The organism is Streptomyces sp. WAC06614 (genome assembly GCF_003949795.1).
Taxonomy (GTDB): domain Bacteria; phylum Actinomycetota; class Actinomycetes; order Streptomycetales; family Streptomycetaceae; genus Streptomyces.
On sequence record NZ_RPRY01000053.1, the window covers coordinates 1 to 14,624 of the forward strand.

Consider the following 14,624-nt stretch of genomic DNA (forward strand, 5'->3'; position numbering starts at 1 on the left):
CTCCTCGCGGGCGGCGCCGTCCGCCCCGGTGCCGCCCGCCCGCGAGGAGCGCCCCGCCGGCGCCCCCGCGGCGCCCGCCGTGCCGCCGGTGCCGGCCGAGGCGCCGGCGGAGCCGGCCCGCTTCACCGTGCCGGACCTGACCAAGGCCCCGCCGCCGCCCACCGAGGGCCTGCCGCCGCGCGCCGAGCAGCTCCAGCTGCGCGGGGACATCACCTACGCGCTGCCCTCGCTGGACCTGCTGGAGCGCGGCGGGCCGGGCAAGACCCGCAGCGCCGCCAACGACGCGGTCGTGGCCTCGCTGGCCAACGTCTTCTCCGAGTTCAAGGTGGACGCCGCCGTCACCGGCTTCACCCGGGGCCCGACGGTCACCCGCTACGAGGTGGAACTCGGCCCGGCGGTGAAGGTCGAGAAGATCACCGCGCTGACCAAGAACATCGCCTACGCCGTCGCCTCCCCGGACGTGCGGATCATCTCGCCGATCCCCGGCAAGTCGGCCGTGGGCATCGAGATCCCCAACACCGACCGCGAGATGGTCAACCTGGGCGACGTCCTGCGGCTGGCGGACTCGGCCGAGGACGACCACCCGATGCTGGTGGCCCTGGGCAAGGACGTCGAGGGCGGCTACGTCATGGCCAACCTGGCGAAGATGCCGCACGTGCTGGTCGCCGGCGCCACCGGCTCCGGCAAGTCCTCGTGCATCAACTGCCTGATCACCTCGGTCATGGTCCGGGCCACCCCGGAGGACGTCCGGATGGTCCTGGTCGACCCCAAGCGGGTCGAGCTGACCGCGTACGAGGGCATCCCGCACCTGATCACGCCGATCATCACCAACCCCAAGCGGGCCGCCGAGGCCCTCCAGTGGGTGGTGCGCGAGATGGACCTGCGCTACGACGACCTGGCGGCGTTCGGCTTCCGGCACATCGACGACTTCAACGAGGCGATCCGCAACGGCAAGGTCAAGCTGCCCGAGGGCAGCGAGCGCGAGCTGACCCCGTACCCGTACCTGCTGGTGATCGTCGACGAGCTGGCGGACCTGATGATGGTCGCCCCGCGCGACGTCGAGGACGCGATCGTGCGGATCACCCAGTTGGCCCGGGCCGCCGGCATCCACCTGGTGCTCGCCACCCAGCGGCCCAGCGTCGACGTGGTCACCGGCCTGATCAAGGCGAACGTGCCCTCCCGGCTGGCGTTCGCGACCTCCTCGCTCGCCGACAGCCGGGTCATCCTCGACCAGCCCGGCGCCGAGAAGCTGATCGGCAAGGGCGACGGGCTGTTCCTGCCGATGGGCGCCAACAAGCCCGTCCGGCTCCAGGGCGCCTTCGTCACCGAGGACGAGGTCGCCAAGGTGGTCCAGCACTGCAAGGACCAGATGGCCCCCGTCTTCCGGGACGACGTCACGGTCGGGCAGAAGCAGAAGAAGGAGATCGACGAGGAGATCGGCGACGACCTGGACCTGCTGTGCCAGGCCGCGGAGCTGGTGGTCTCCACCCAGTTCGGCTCCACCTCGATGCTCCAGCGCAAGCTGCGGGTGGGCTTCGCCAAGGCCGGCCGGCTGATGGACCTGATGGAGTCGCGCGGTGTGGTGGGTCCCAGCGAGGGCTCCAAGGCCCGGGACGTCCTGGTGAAACCGGACGAGCTGGACGGGGTCCTGGCGGTCATCCGCGGCGAGACTCACCCGTAAGGGAACGGCGCACAACCGTTTCCCTTGGTCCCGCGTCCAGTTGAGGAAAGGGGCGGCGCCGGCCCGAGGCGCCGCGCCCGGATCCTTCGACCGGACCCCGGCCGCCATTCAGATGGCGTACGGAGTCCACCCTCCGGTTGCTCCACCCTTTCGTCACCCCCCTAGACTGGGAATCCAGCAGGTGGCTACACGCTCGAAAGGCGCCCTCGTGTCCATCGGCAACTCCAACTCCCCTGAAGACGACCAGCCTTCGACCGACGACCGGTCCGAGGACCGGCTCGTTCCGTCCGACGGCGGTCCCTCCATCGGGACGGCCCTGAAGCAGGCCCGGATCGCCGCCGGGCTCACCGTCGACGAGATCAGCTCCACCACCCGTGTGCGCATCCCGATCGTGCACGCGATCGAGCAGGACGATTTCTCGCGGTGCGGCGGCGACGTCTACGCCCGCGGCCACGTCCGGACCCTCGCCCGGGCCGTGGGGCTCGACCCCGCGCCCCTGGTCGAGGCCTACGACGCCGCCCACGGCGGACGCCCCGCCCCGACCCCGGCCGCACCCCTGTTCGAGGCGGAGCGGATCCGGCCCGAGCGGCAGCGGCCCAACTGGACCGCGGCCATGGTCGCGGCGATCGTCGCCGTGATCGGGTTCGTCGGGTACACCGCCTTCGGCGGCGGCGACGAGGGCGGCAAGCGGCCGGTGGCGGAGGGTTCCACCGCGCCCAAGCCGGCCCCCAAGCAGCCCGGCGGCCAGTCTCCCCAGGCCCAGACCCCGCCGGCGCCCCAGGCGCCCAAGCCGGAGCCCTCGGACAGCGCCATCGCAGCCGCGCCCAAGGACATGGTCACGGTCGTGCTGACGGCGGCCGAGGGCGAGAGCTGGATCTCCGCCAAGGACCACAGCGGGCGGACGCTCTTCGACGGCACCCTCGCCCTGGGCGACTCGAAGACCTTCACCGACAAGGAGTCCATCGACCTCGTGCTCGGTGACGCCGGGGTCGTCCAGCTGTTCGTGAACGGCAAGGAGATCAAGGACGAGTTCCAGCCGGGCCAGGTGGAACGCCTCACATACACCAAGGACGATCCGCGCCAGGGCCCGGCCCAGGCGGGCTGACCGGCCTCACCCAGATCCCCGGGATGCGCCCGCGCACCCCGGGGATCTTGGTTTACCGGGACTTGGGGCAGGGGTCGGCTTCCGGACGAAGTAGTCTTGAGTCCATGCCCGAACGCCGTACCGTCGCCCTTGTCACTCTTGGCTGCGCCCGTAACGAGGTGGACTCGGAGGAGCTCGCAGGCCGCTTGGCGGCGGATGGCTGGGAGCTCGTCGAGGACGCCGCCGACGCGGACGTCGCCGTCGTCAACACCTGTGGTTTCGTCGAGGCCGCGAAGAAGGACTCCGTAGACGCCCTGCTGGAGGCCAACGACCTCAAGGACCACGGCCGCACCCAGGCCGTCGTCGCCGTCGGCTGCATGGCCGAGCGCTACGGCAAGGAGCTCGCCGAGGCCCTTCCCGAGGCCGACGGCGTGCTCGGCTTCGACGACTACGCCGACATCTCCAACCGCCTCCAGCTGATCCTCAGCGGGGGCAGCGTGGAGGCCCACACCCCGCGCGACCGCCGCAAGCTGCTGCCGATCAGCCCGGCCGAGCGCCAGAGCGCCGACGGAGTGGCCCTGCCCGGTCACGCCCAGGAGCCCGCCGCCGCCCCCGCCGACCTGCCCGAGGGCCTCGCGCCCGCCTCCGGCCCGCGCGCGCCCCTGCGCCGCCGGCTGGACACCAGCCCCGTCGCCTCGGTGAAGCTGGCCTCCGGCTGCGACCGCCGCTGCTCCTTCTGCGCCATCCCGTCCTTCCGCGGCTCGTTCATCTCCCGCCGCCCCGCGGACGTGCTCGGCGAGACCCGCTGGCTGGCCGAGCAGGGCGTGAAGGAGATCATGCTGGTCTCCGAGAACAACACCTCCTACGGCAAGGACCTCGGCGACATCCGCCTGCTGGAGACCCTGCTGCCCGAGCTGGCCGCGGTCGACGGCATCGAGCGGGTCCGCGTCAGCTACCTCCAGCCGGCCGAGATGCGCCCCGGCCTGATCGACGTGCTGACCTCCACCCCGAAGGTCGCGCCGTACTTCGACCTGTCCTTCCAGCACTCCGCCCCGGACGTGCTGCGGGCGATGCGCCGTTTCGGTGACACCGACCGCTTCCTGGAGCTGCTGGACACCATCCGCTCCAAGGCGCCGCAGGCCGGTGTCCGGTCCAACTTCATCGTGGGCTTCCCCGGGGAGACGGAGGCCGACTTCCAGGAGCTGGAGCGTTTCCTCAACCACGCGCGGCTCGACGCGATCGGCGTCTTCGGCTACTCCGACGAGGAGGGCACCGAGGCGGTCACGTACGAGAACAAGCTCGACGAGGACGTGATCGCCGAGCGCCTGGCGCACATGCAGTCCCTGGCCGAGGAGCTGACCTCCCAGCGGGCCGAGGAGCGCCTGGGGGAGACCCTGGAGGTGCTCGTCGAGTCCGTGGAGGACCTCGACGAGGACGGCGAGGGAGGCTACGGCCGCGCCGCCCACCAGGCGCCCGAGACCGACGGCCAGGTGGTCTTCACGGACGGCGCGGGCCTGGTCCCCGGACGTATGGTCAGGGCGAAGGTGGTCGGCACCCTCGGCGTGGACCTCGTCGCCGAGCCCCTGGACCTCGAGGAGGCGGCCGGATGACCGGAGTCCCGGCATCAGCAGCGGGAGGCACCGGCCACCGGCCCGTCCCCGGCGGGAAGCTGGGGGCGGCGGCCGTCAACCAGGCCAGCCTGTGGAACGTCGCCAACATCCTGACGATGGTCCGGCTCGTGCTCGTTCCGGGATTCGTCCTCCTGCTGCTGGCCAACGGCGGCTACGACCCCGCCTGGCGCGCGCTGGCCTGGGCCGCGTTCGCCATCGCCATGATCACCGACCTGTTCGACGGTCATCTGGCGCGGACGTACGACCTGGTCACGGACTTCGGCAAGATCGCCGACCCCATCGCCGACAAGGCGATCATGGGGTCGGCGTTGATCTGCCTGTCCTGGCTGGGCGACCTGCCCTGGTGGGTGACGGGGGTCATCCTCGGACGGGAGCTGGGGATCACGCTGCTGCGCTTCTGGGTGATCCGCTACGGGGTGATCCCGGCCAGCCGGGGCGGCAAGATGAAGACCCTCGCCCAGGGCACCGCCGTGGGCATGTACGTCCTGGCCCTGACCGGGCCGCTGGCGACCCTGCGGTTCTGGGTCATGGCGGTGGCCGTCGTCCTGACCGTCGTGACCGGTCTGGACTACGTGCGACAGGCGGTCGTGCTGCGCCGCAGGGGACTCGCCGCGGAGCGAGCCGCGCAGTGACCGAGGGGGCGGGAGAAACCCGAGGGTCGGCGGAATCCGCCGGCCCTGCGGCGGACGTCCTGCGCCTGCTCGCGGAGCGTGACCAGACGCTCGCGGTCGCGGAGTCCCTCACCGGCGGACTGGTGGCCGCCGAGCTGACCGCCGTGCCCGGAGCCTCCCGCTCCTTCCGCGGCTCGGTGACCGCCTACGCCACCGAGCTCAAGGAACGCCTCCTCGGCGTGGACGGCACCCTGCTGGCCGCATACGGCGCGGTGAACGCGCAGGTGGCGGCGGAGATGGCCGCGGGGGTGCGGAGCGCCCTGGGGGCGTCGTGGGGGATCGCGACCACCGGAGTGGCGGGTCCCGACCCGCAGGACGGGCAGCCGGTCGGCACGGTTTTCGTGGCCGTGGCGGGCCCGGGGGGCAGGAAAACGGCCCGGCTGCGGTTGAACGGCTCCCGTGCGGAAATCCGTAGGGAGAGTGTACGGAACGTGCTCGAACTGCTTTCGAGCGAACTCCGCGAAAATGCGCGGGGGCAGGATACGGAACAGAACGGGGGGATTTGATGTTTGCAGCCCTGAGTGAACACGACATCGCTCCCCGCACGGCCGCGGCGCGAGGCGGTACGGTGGGGCGTGAAGGATGCGGCTACACGGTCAGAGGAGGGAGCCACCGATGATTCTGCTCCGTCGCCTGCTGGGTGACGTGCTGCGTCGGCAGCGCCAGCGCCAGGGCCGTACTCTGCGCGAAGTCTCCTCGTCCGCCCGAGTCTCGCTCGGCTATCTCTCCGAGGTGGAGCGGGGGCAGAAGGAGGCGTCCTCCGAGCTGCTCTCCGCTATTTGCGACGCGCTGGACGTACGGATGTCCGAGCTGATGCGCGAAGTCAGCGACGAACTCTCGCTCGCCGAGCTTGCACAGTCGGCCGCGGCGAGTGATCCGGTACCGGCACCGGTCCGCCCGATGCTCAATTCGGTTTCCGTGACCTCGGTCGCGGGCCCCGAGCGGGTGACCATCAAGGCGCCGGCCGAAGCGGTGGATGTCGTGGCCGCTTGAGAGCGTGACTGCTCGACCGCAGGAGTGTGGTCCGGAGCCCCGGTCGTGCGATCGTCGTGATCGCCCGGTCGGGGCTCCGTGCTGTCCGGGCCCCGGGCCGGGGCGCGGGGCCGGGCGTGTGCTGGGGCCCGGCGCCGGGCCGTTCCGGGGTGGTTCCGGCCGTTCTGGGTGCGGGCCGCGGGGGACTGCGGGAGGATGGGCGCGTCCCTGATCGCGGCCCCCGGGAGGCAGGCGTGCGACGGCTGTGGATACCCGTCGGGCTGGCGATCGGTGTGCTGTGGTGGTGGGCCGTCCTACGGCTCGCGCTCCAGCCGCGCGGCGCCGGCCCGCTCGAGGGGGCGGTGGCGATGGGCGGCTGGGGGCTGAGCCTGCTGCCGGTGCACTGTGCCCGGGTGTCCCGGCGGGCTACCAGGGCATCACGACTCCCCCGTTCGGGCGAAGGATCTGGCCCGTCATGAACGACGACGCGTCCGAGGCCAGGTAGAGCACGGCCCGGGCGATGTCCTCGGGCTCGCCGACCCGGCCCAGCGGGGACATCCGGACCATCAGGGCCTCGGTCCGCTCCTGGACCTCCTGCCCGTGCCGGCCGGTCATCGGCGTGCGGATCCAGCCGGGGGCGACGGCGTTCACCCGGATCCCGTGCGGGCCCGCCTCGGTGGCCAGGGTCCTGGTCAGCTGGACCACGGCGGCCTTGGCGGCGCTGTAGCAGAGCAGCCCGGCACCGGCGCTGTCCACGGCGCCCGAGGCCATGGTGATCAGTGAGCCGGGGCGGCCGGCGTCGATCATGGCGCGGGCGGACTCCTGGCAGGCGTGGAGCACGCCCTTGAAGTTCACGGCGAACACCCGGTCCAGATCCTCGTCGAGGGTGTCCAGGACGCTGCTGGTGTGCATGATCCCGGCGATGGCGGCGGTGACGTCGAGCGGCCCGGCCGCCCGGACGGCCGCGCGGACCTGGGACCGGTCGGTGACGTCGACGACGTGGGCGTGGGCTCGCCCGCCCTGGCCGGCTATCTCGGCCGTGGTCCCGGCGAGGCCCCGCGCGTCGAGGTCCACGCAGTGCACGGTGGCGCCGGCCCCGGCCAGCAGGACGGCGGTGGCACGGCCGATGCCGCTGGCGGCGCCCGTGATCAGCGCGGTGCGGCCGGTGAGGTCGTACGGGGTGAAGGGTGTGGGCATGCCCCGGACCGTACGACCGTATCTGACGGGTCGTCAATTGGTGGGGGGTCGTCCTGCGCCCCGGCCCTCGGGGACCGGCGGGACGGGGCCCTTCTGGCAGTGGGGGCACCAGTAGGTCGGACGGTCGTCCTGCGGGGCCTCACGGACGGCGGTACCGCAGCGCAGGCACGCACGGCGGGCCCGGCCGTACACGAACAGGTCCTCGCCGCCGGGCCGGCGCCGCCCGGTGGTGTTGCGCGGGTGGGCCACCGGCCCGATGTTCGCGGCGAGCAGCCGCTGCGCGGCCGGCGGGATACGGCTCAGGGTGGCCTCGGGCAGGTCCCCCACCGGGGTCCAAGGGGTGACCCCCGCCATGAAACAGAGCTCGCACTTGTACACGTTGCCGATGCCGGCCAGGTTCCGCTGGTCGAGCAGGGCCTCGCCCAGCGGCCGGGCCGGGTCGGCCAGCAGGTTGCGGGCAGCCCGCTCCGGGTCCCAGTCGGGGCCCAGCAGATCGGGTCCCAGATGGCCCACGACCCGGTCCTCCTCGGCGGTCCGCAGCAGCTCCAGGACGGGCAGCCGGTAGCCGACGGCCGTGTGCTGCGTGGTGCCGAGCACGGCCCGGACCTGGTGGTCGGGCCCGCCGCGCCAGCGCTCGCCGACGGCGTACACGTGCCAGGCGCCGTCCATCCGCAGATGGCTGTGCAGGGTCAGACCGCCGTCGAACCGGGCCAGCAGGTGCTTGCCGCGCGGGACCACCTCCAGAACGGTCCGGCCGGTGAGGTCGGCGGTCGCGAACCGGGGCACGCGCAGATCGCTGCGGACCAGCTCGCGGCCCCCCAGCACGGCGTGCAGCCGCCGCGCGGCACGCCAGACGCTGTCTCCTTCGGGCATGCCGCCATTGTGTCCTTCGGAGCCGGTTCGGGCCGTGTCGGCCGTGTCGCCCGGGTGCGGAGGGGGCCGGGCGCCAATGCTGGGCACCGGGAGCAGTCGGGGGGCCGGAGACGAGGAGACGCACGCATGGCTGTCAGCGCACACCCCCGGAGGATCGCCGTGCTCGGCACGGGCGGCGGCGGCCGCGCCCACGCCGCCCGGCTGCTGGAACTCGGCCACGAGGTGGTGGTCGGCACCCGGGACTCGCAGGTCACGCTCGGGCGGACCGAACCCGACTTCATGGGCATCGAACCGTTCGGGCAGTGGCTGGCCGACTACCCGGGCATCGGGCTGACCACCTTCGGGGAGGCCGCCGCCTCCGCCGAGCTGGTGATCAACGGGATCGACGGCGGCCACGCGCTCGCGGTCCTCAGCGGCCTCGCCGACCAGCTGGCCGGGAAGATCCTGATCGACTACGCCGTCCCGTACGTCTACAACCCCGAGCAGGCCCACCCCTGGCCCACGCCCTGGGGCGTGATGCCCGCCCTCGACCCGGTGGACCACGACAGCCTCGGCGAGCGGATCCAGCGGGCGCTGCCGGCCACCAAGGTGGTCAAGGCCGGGGTCACCCAGGAGCAGGAGACCGTCGTCCACCCGCAGCGGGTCGGCGACGGGGACCACACCCTGTTCCTCGCGGGCGACGACGCCGCGGCCAAGGAGCAGGTCACGGCCCTGCTGCGGTCCTACGGCTGGACCGACGTCCTCGACCTCGGGCCGATCGTCTGCTCCCGGGGCCTGGAGATGTACGCCCACCTGCACAGCGCCATCGGCTTCGCGGTCGGAGGCCGGTTCGGGATCAAGGTGGTCCGCTGACGCCGCTGGTGCCGCTGACGCCGCTGACGCCGCTGGCGTCTCCGCGGAGCCGGGCCTCGCCCGGCCCGGTCAGGGGCGCAGCCGCAGCCCCCGCGGGGTGGCGTGGAAGCCCGCCTCCTCCAGGGGCCGGCCCAGGGGGGAGGTCAGGGCGGGCGTGGCATTGATGCGCTCCACCGTCAGGGCGGGCAGCGTCCCCGCCCGGGAGGCCTCGGCCAGGGCCGCGGTGGCCGCCGTCAGCCGGGGGTCGTCCGCCTGGGGCCAGGCCAGCAGGGTCTTGCCACCGCGCTCCAGGTACAGCGTCAGCTCGCCGTCGACCAGGACCACCAACGAGCCCGCCTTGCGCCCCGGCTTGTGCGTGGCCCCGGCCGGCGGCTCCGGCCAGGGCAGGGCCGCGCCGTAGGCATTGGCCGGGTCGGCCGCCGCGAGGACCACGGCCGCCAGCGGGGGCGGGGTCCGCTCGGCCGCCCGCAGCCGGTCCACCGCACCGTCCATGGCGAACTGCGCCGCGCCCAGCCCCTCGACCACATAGCCGCGCCGGGCCTGGCCGCTGTCCTCGAACGCCGACAGCACCCGGTAGACCGCGCTGAAACCGCCCTCCACCCCTTCGGCGGCGACCGCGCCCCGGGTCACCACGCCGTGCCGGTCCAGCAGCGTCCGGGCCAGGGCGTGCGCGCGGTGGGTCGGATCGGGGGCCACGGCGGGCAGCAGCGACCAGCGGCCCGACACCGTCGGCGGGCCGGGGCGCGACACCGTGGCGCTCAGCGTGCCGTAGCGGCCGCGCGGCACCGTGCGCCGGGCCCGGTGGGCCGTGGAACCCGCGGTCCGCCCGGAGCCCAGCAGGGAACGCAGCGGCGCCAAGGTGTCATTGGTGAGCCGGCCCGACCAGGCCAGGTCCCAGATCGCCTCCGACAGCTCGACGTCGGTGGCCTCGGGCCGGCGGGCCCGCACGGACTGGGCGATCTGCCGGAAGAACAGGCCGAAGCCGCCCGACAGGGCGTCCAGCACCGCCTGGTGCAGGGCGCCCGGCTCCAGCGGATGCGCGGGCGGCAGCAGCAGCGGAGCCGCGTCGGCGAGGTAGAGCGAGACCCAGCCGTCCTTGCCCGGCAGGGCGCCCGCACCCGCCCACACCACCTCGCCGGTGGTGGTCAGCTCGTCCAGCAGGCCGGGGGTGTACCCGCTGACCCGGGACGGCAGGACCAGCCGCTCCAGCGCGGAGGCCGGCACCGGCGCCCCCTGGAGCTGTTCGATCGCCCGGGCCAGCCCGTCGATCCCGCGCAGGGCCCCGCCCAGGTGCTGCCACTGCGGCAGGAACGTGGCCAGCGCGGCCGGCGGTACGGGTTCCAGCTCCTGGCGCAGCGCGGCCAGCGAGCGGCGGCGCAGCCGGCGCAGCACGGCCGCGTCGCACCACTCCTGGCCGATCCCAGCCGGATGGAACTCGCCCTGCACCAGCCGGCCGGCCGCCGCCAGCCGGTGCAGGGCGCCGTCGGTGACGGCCGTGCCCAGCCCGAAGCGGGCCGCCGCCGCGGCCGTGGTGAACGGGCCGTGGGTGCGTGCGTACCGGGCGAGGAGGTCGCCCAGGGGATCCCGCACCGGCTCGGTGAACGCCTCCGGGACGCCCACCGGCAGGGCCGTGCCCAGCGCGTCCCGCAGCCGGCCCGCGTCCTCCACGGCCGCCCAGTGCTCCTCGCCGGCGATCCGCACCGCGATGGTCCGGCGGGCCGCCGCCAGCTCCCGCGCCCAGGCCGGGTCCGCGCCCCGCTCGGCCAGCTCGGCGTCGGTCAGCGGGCCCAGCAGGCGCAGCAGGTCCGCCACGCCCTCGACGTCCTTGCACCGCCGGTCCTCGGTCAGCCACTGCAGCTCCCGCTCCAGCTCCGCCAGCACCTCGGCGTCCAGCAGCTCGCGCAGCTCGGCCTGGCCCAGCAGCTCCGCCAGCAGCCGGGAGTCCAGCGACAGCGCGGCCGCCCGCCGCTCGGCGAGGGGGGAGTCGCCCTCGTAGAGGAACTGGGCGACGTACCCGAACAGCAGCGACCGGGCGAACGGCGAGGGCTCGGCGGTGGTGACCTCCACCAGCCGGACCCGGCGCGACTCGATGTCCCCCATCAGCTCCGTCAGGCCCGGCACGTCGAACACGTCCTGCAGGCACTCCCGTACGGCTTCCAGCACGATCGGGAACGAGCCGAACTCGGAGGCCACGGACAGCAGCTGGGCCGCCCGCTGGCGCTGCTGCCACAACGGGGTCCGCTTGCCGGGGTTGCGACGCGGCAGCAGCAGGGCGCGCGCGGCGCACTCCCGGAACCGGGAGGCGAACAGCGCCGAACCGCCGACCTGTTCGGTGACGATCCGGTCGACCTCGCCCCGGTCGAAGGCGACGTCGGCGGCGCCCAGCGGGGCCTGCTCGCTGTCGAACTCGAAGGCGGGCAGCCCCGCGGGGTCGTGGTCGAGCAGGTCCATGCCCATCAGGTCCGCGTCCGGCAGCCGCAGCACGATGCCGTCGTCGGCATGCATCACCTGGGCGTCCATGCCGTACCGCTCGGCCAGCCGGGCCCCGAGCGCCAGCGCCCACGGCGCGTGCACCTGCGCGCCGAAGGGGGAGTGGACCACCACCCGCCAGTCGCCCAGCTCGTCCCGGAACCGCTCCACCACGATGGTCCGGTCGTCCGGGACGTGCCCGCACGCCTCGCGCTGCTCGGCCAGGTAGGACAGCACATTGTCCGCGGCCCACGCGTCGAGGCCGGCGGCCAGCAGGCGCAGCCGCGCGTCCTCGTCGGTCAGGGCGCCGACCTCCCGCAGGAAGGCCCCGACCGCGCGGCCCAGCTCCAGCGGCCGGCCCAGCTGGTCGCCCTTCCAGAACGGCAGCCGGCCGGGCACGCCGGGGGCCGGGGAGACCAGCACCCGGTCGCGGGTGATGTCCTCGATCCGCCAGGACGAGGTGCCGAGGGTGAAGACGTCGCCGATCCGCGACTCGTAGACCATCTCCTCGTCGAGCTCGCCGACCCGGCCGCCGCCCTTCTTCGGGTCGGCGCCCGCCAGGAACACCCCGAACAGGCCCCGGTCCGGGATCGTGCCGCCCGAGGTGACCGCGAGCCGCTGCGCCCCCGGCCGGCCGGTGACCGTGCCCGCCACCCGGTCCCACACCACCCTCGGCCGCAGCTCCGCGAACGCATCGGAGGGATAGCGGCCGGCCAGCATGTCCAGCACCGCCGTGAACGCCGACTCCGGCAGCGCGGCGAACGGCGCGGCCCGCCGCACCAGCGCCAGCAGCTCGTCCATCTGCCAGGTGTCCATGGCCGTCATCGCGACGAGCTGCTGCGCCAGCACGTCCAGCGGGTTCGACGGGATGCGCAGCGACTCGATCGCGCCGCTGCGCATCCGCTCGGTGACCACCGCCGCCTGCACCAGGTCGCCCCGGTACTTGGGGAAGACCACGCCCGTGGAGACCGCGCCGACCTGGTGCCCGGCCCGGCCCACCCGCTGCAGGCCGGAGGCCACCGACGGCGGCGACTCCACCTGCACCACCAGGTCCACGGCGCCCATGTCGATGCCCAGCTCCAGGCTGGACGTGGCGACCACGGCCGGCAGCCGGCCCGCCTTCAGGTCCTCCTCCACCAGCGCCCGCTGCTCCTTGGACACCGATCCGTGGTGCGCCCGCGCCAGCAGCGCCGGCGCCCCCTTCGCGGCGCCCGACTGGGCCATCACCTCGGCCGGCGGCGGCGCGCCCTCGGCGAGCGGCTCGCCCGTGGCCCGTTCGTAGGCGATCTCGTTGAGCCGGTTGCACAACCGCTCCGCCAGCCGGCGGGAGTTGGCGAACACGATCGTCGACCGGTGGGCCTGCACCAGATCGGCGATCCGCTCCTCCACGTGCGGCCAGATCGACGGCTTGTCGCCGCCGTCGCCCCCCTCGGCAGCCGGCGCGCCCCCCAACTCGCCCATGTCCTGCACCGGGACGACCACCGACAGGTCGAACTCCTTGGCCGACGGCGGCTGCACGATCTCCACCCTGCCGCGCGGCGCCAGATAGCGGGCCACCTCCTCCACCGGCCGGACCGTCGCCGACAGCCCGATCCGGCGCGCCGGGCGCGCCAGCAGCTCGTCCAGCCGCTCCAGCGACAGTGCCAGGTGCGCCCCGCGCTTGGTGCCCGCCACGGCGTGCACCTCGTCCACGATGACCGTCTCCACCCCCGCCAGCGCGTCCCGCGCGGCCGAGGTCAGCATGAGGAACAGCGACTCGGGCGTGGTGATCAGGATGTCCGGCGGCCGGGTGACCAGCGCCCGCCGCTCGGCGGCCGGGGTGTCACCGGAGCGGATCCCGACCCGGATCTCCGGCTCGGGCAGCCCCATCCGCACCGACTCCTGCCGGATGCCCGTGAGCGGGCTGCGCAGATTCCGCTCGACGTCCACCGCGAGGGCCTTCAGCGGGGACACGTACAGCACGCGGCAGCGCTTGCGGGCCTCGGCCGGCGGCGGCGCGGACGCCAGCCCGTCCAGCGCCGCCAGGAAGGCGGCCAGCGTCTTGCCCGAGCCCGTGGGCGCCACCACCAGCACGTCCGAACCACGGCCGATCGCCCGCCAGGCGCCCTCCTGGGCCGAGGTGGGCGTCACGAAGGCCCCCGTGAACCACGAGCGGGTCGCGGGGGAGAAAGCGTCGAGCGCGGAGCCGGCCATGCCCCCATCCTGCACCCGACCACCGACAACGCCCCGGACCTGCGCGAACACCCGCCATGGGGGAAGCGCAGAATGGGGGCATGGGGATCTCGGAGCGGCGCGACGGCGAGTGGGCCAGACACTGGCGCCACGCCGGGCTGCCCGGGCTGGACCTGTTGCGCGCCCACTACGTGCGCCACACCTTCCCCCGGCACGCCCACGACGGCTACGTCATCGCGGCCGTCACCGGCGGCATCGAGGAGGTCGGTCTGCCCGGCAGCACCGACCGGGCCGGGCCGGGCAGCGTGGTGCTGATCAACCCGGAGGTCCCGCACACCGCCCGGGCCGGCGCCCCCGAGGGCTGGGCCTACTCCACCCTTTACGCCGACCGGGAGCTGGTCGCCGACGTCGCCGCCGAGATCGCCACCCTGCGCGGCACCCCCGGCTTCACCGCCAGCACCGTCCCCGACCCCGAGGGCGGCCGCCTGATCCACGAGGTGCACGCGGCGGCCGAGGCGGGCAACGCCCTGGCCGCCGACACCCTGCTGCGCCTGGCCGTCGCCCGGATGCTGCGCGCCCACGGCGGAGCCCTGCCGGCCCGGGCGGTGCCCGGCGCGGGGGCGACCGCCGCCGAGCGGGCCCGCGCGGTGCTGGAGGAGCGGCTGGCCGATCCGCCGTCGCTGGAGCAGCTGGCGGCCGAGCTCGGGACCGGCCCGTTCGCGCTGCTGCGCGCCTTCCGGGGCCGTTACGGCATGCCCCCGCACACCTGGCTCACCGACGCCCGGGTCCGGCGCGCCCGCCGGCTGCTGGACGCAGGCGTCCCGCCCGCCGAGGCGGCGGTCGAGGTCGGCTTCACCGACCAGCCCCACCTGAACCGGCACTTCACCCGGATCGTCGGCGTCCCGCCCGGCGCCTACCGCACGGCCCGCGCCGCCCGCCCCGGCGCCGCCCGCCCCGGCACGTCCCGCTGAGGGGGCCGGGGCGCAAGAACGTACAAGACCGCCACGGGCCGCCCCGCCTAG

The 14,624-nt window shown here is 74.2% G+C and carries 12 protein-coding genes; 9 read left to right on the forward strand and 3 right to left on the reverse strand.

The window, feature by feature from the left end; translation table 11 throughout:
* The 7 genes from EF918_RS10180 to EF918_RS38065 all read left to right on the forward strand — a co-directional run.
* On the forward strand, positions 1–1,681 hold a 1,681-nt coding region (locus tag EF918_RS10180; protein WP_260610032.1), incomplete at its 5' end, for a DNA translocase FtsK.
* A gap of 208 nt (positions 1,682–1,889) precedes the next feature.
* The gene (locus EF918_RS10185) at positions 1,890–2,786 is read left to right on the forward strand and encodes a helix-turn-helix domain-containing protein (RefSeq protein WP_125643967.1); all 897 of its coding nucleotides are present in this window, start codon (positions 1,890–1,892) and stop codon (positions 2,784–2,786) included.
* 104 nt (positions 2,787–2,890) lie between these two features.
* Positions 2,891–4,375: a 30S ribosomal protein S12 methylthiotransferase RimO gene (gene rimO, locus EF918_RS10190; protein WP_125643969.1), complete on the forward strand. Its 1,485-nt coding sequence runs from the start codon at positions 2,891–2,893 to the stop codon at positions 4,373–4,375.
* Positions 4,372–5,028: a CDP-diacylglycerol--glycerol-3-phosphate 3-phosphatidyltransferase gene (pgsA, locus tag EF918_RS10195; RefSeq protein ID WP_125643971.1), complete on the forward strand. Its 657-nt coding sequence runs from the start codon at positions 4,372–4,374 to the stop codon at positions 5,026–5,028. The genes rimO and pgsA overlap by 4 nt, the downstream gene beginning before the upstream one ends.
* Complete coding sequence (locus EF918_RS10200; RefSeq protein ID WP_125643973.1) at positions 5,025–5,573, forward strand: CinA family protein; 549 nt, start codon at positions 5,025–5,027, stop codon at positions 5,571–5,573. The genes pgsA and EF918_RS10200 overlap by 4 nt, the downstream gene beginning before the upstream one ends.
* 109 nt (positions 5,574–5,682) lie before the next feature.
* On the forward strand, positions 5,683–6,060 hold the full coding sequence (locus EF918_RS10205; RefSeq protein WP_125643975.1) for a helix-turn-helix domain-containing protein: 378 nt from the start codon (positions 5,683–5,685) through the stop codon (positions 6,058–6,060).
* A gap of 233 nt (positions 6,061–6,293) precedes the next feature.
* On the forward strand, positions 6,294–6,518 hold the full coding sequence (locus EF918_RS38065; RefSeq protein WP_125643977.1) for a hypothetical protein: 225 nt from the start codon (positions 6,294–6,296) through the stop codon (positions 6,516–6,518).
* Here EF918_RS38065 and EF918_RS10215 read toward each other — a convergent pair.
* Positions 6,466–7,236, reverse strand: a complete 771-nt coding sequence (locus EF918_RS10215; RefSeq protein WP_185921679.1) for an SDR family NAD(P)-dependent oxidoreductase — start codon at positions 7,234–7,236, stop codon at positions 6,466–6,468. The two genes, EF918_RS38065 and EF918_RS10215, sit on opposite strands and share 53 nt — an antisense overlap.
* Before the next feature lie 33 nt (positions 7,237–7,269).
* Positions 7,270–8,109: an Fpg/Nei family DNA glycosylase gene (locus EF918_RS10220; protein WP_125643979.1), complete on the reverse strand. Its 840-nt coding sequence runs from the start codon at positions 8,107–8,109 to the stop codon at positions 7,270–7,272.
* 126 nt (positions 8,110–8,235) lie between these two features.
* Here EF918_RS10220 and EF918_RS10225 point away from each other — a divergent pair, with 126 nt between their 5' ends.
* Positions 8,236–8,961 (forward strand): NADPH-dependent F420 reductase, encoded by a 726-nt coding sequence (locus EF918_RS10225; protein ID WP_125643981.1) that lies wholly within the window; start codon positions 8,236–8,238, stop codon positions 8,959–8,961.
* 69 nt (positions 8,962–9,030) lie between these two features.
* Here EF918_RS10225 and EF918_RS10230 read toward each other — a convergent pair whose 3' ends face one another.
* Positions 9,031–13,623: an ATP-dependent helicase gene (locus EF918_RS10230; RefSeq protein WP_125643983.1), complete on the reverse strand. Its 4,593-nt coding sequence runs from the start codon at positions 13,621–13,623 to the stop codon at positions 9,031–9,033.
* Between the two features lie 80 nt (positions 13,624–13,703).
* Between EF918_RS10230 and EF918_RS10235 the strand changes: the two genes are divergently transcribed.
* Positions 13,704–14,573 (forward strand): AraC family transcriptional regulator, encoded by an 870-nt coding sequence (locus EF918_RS10235; RefSeq protein WP_125643985.1) that lies wholly within the window; start codon positions 13,704–13,706, stop codon positions 14,571–14,573.
* Positions 14,574–14,624: the final 51 nt, after the last annotated feature.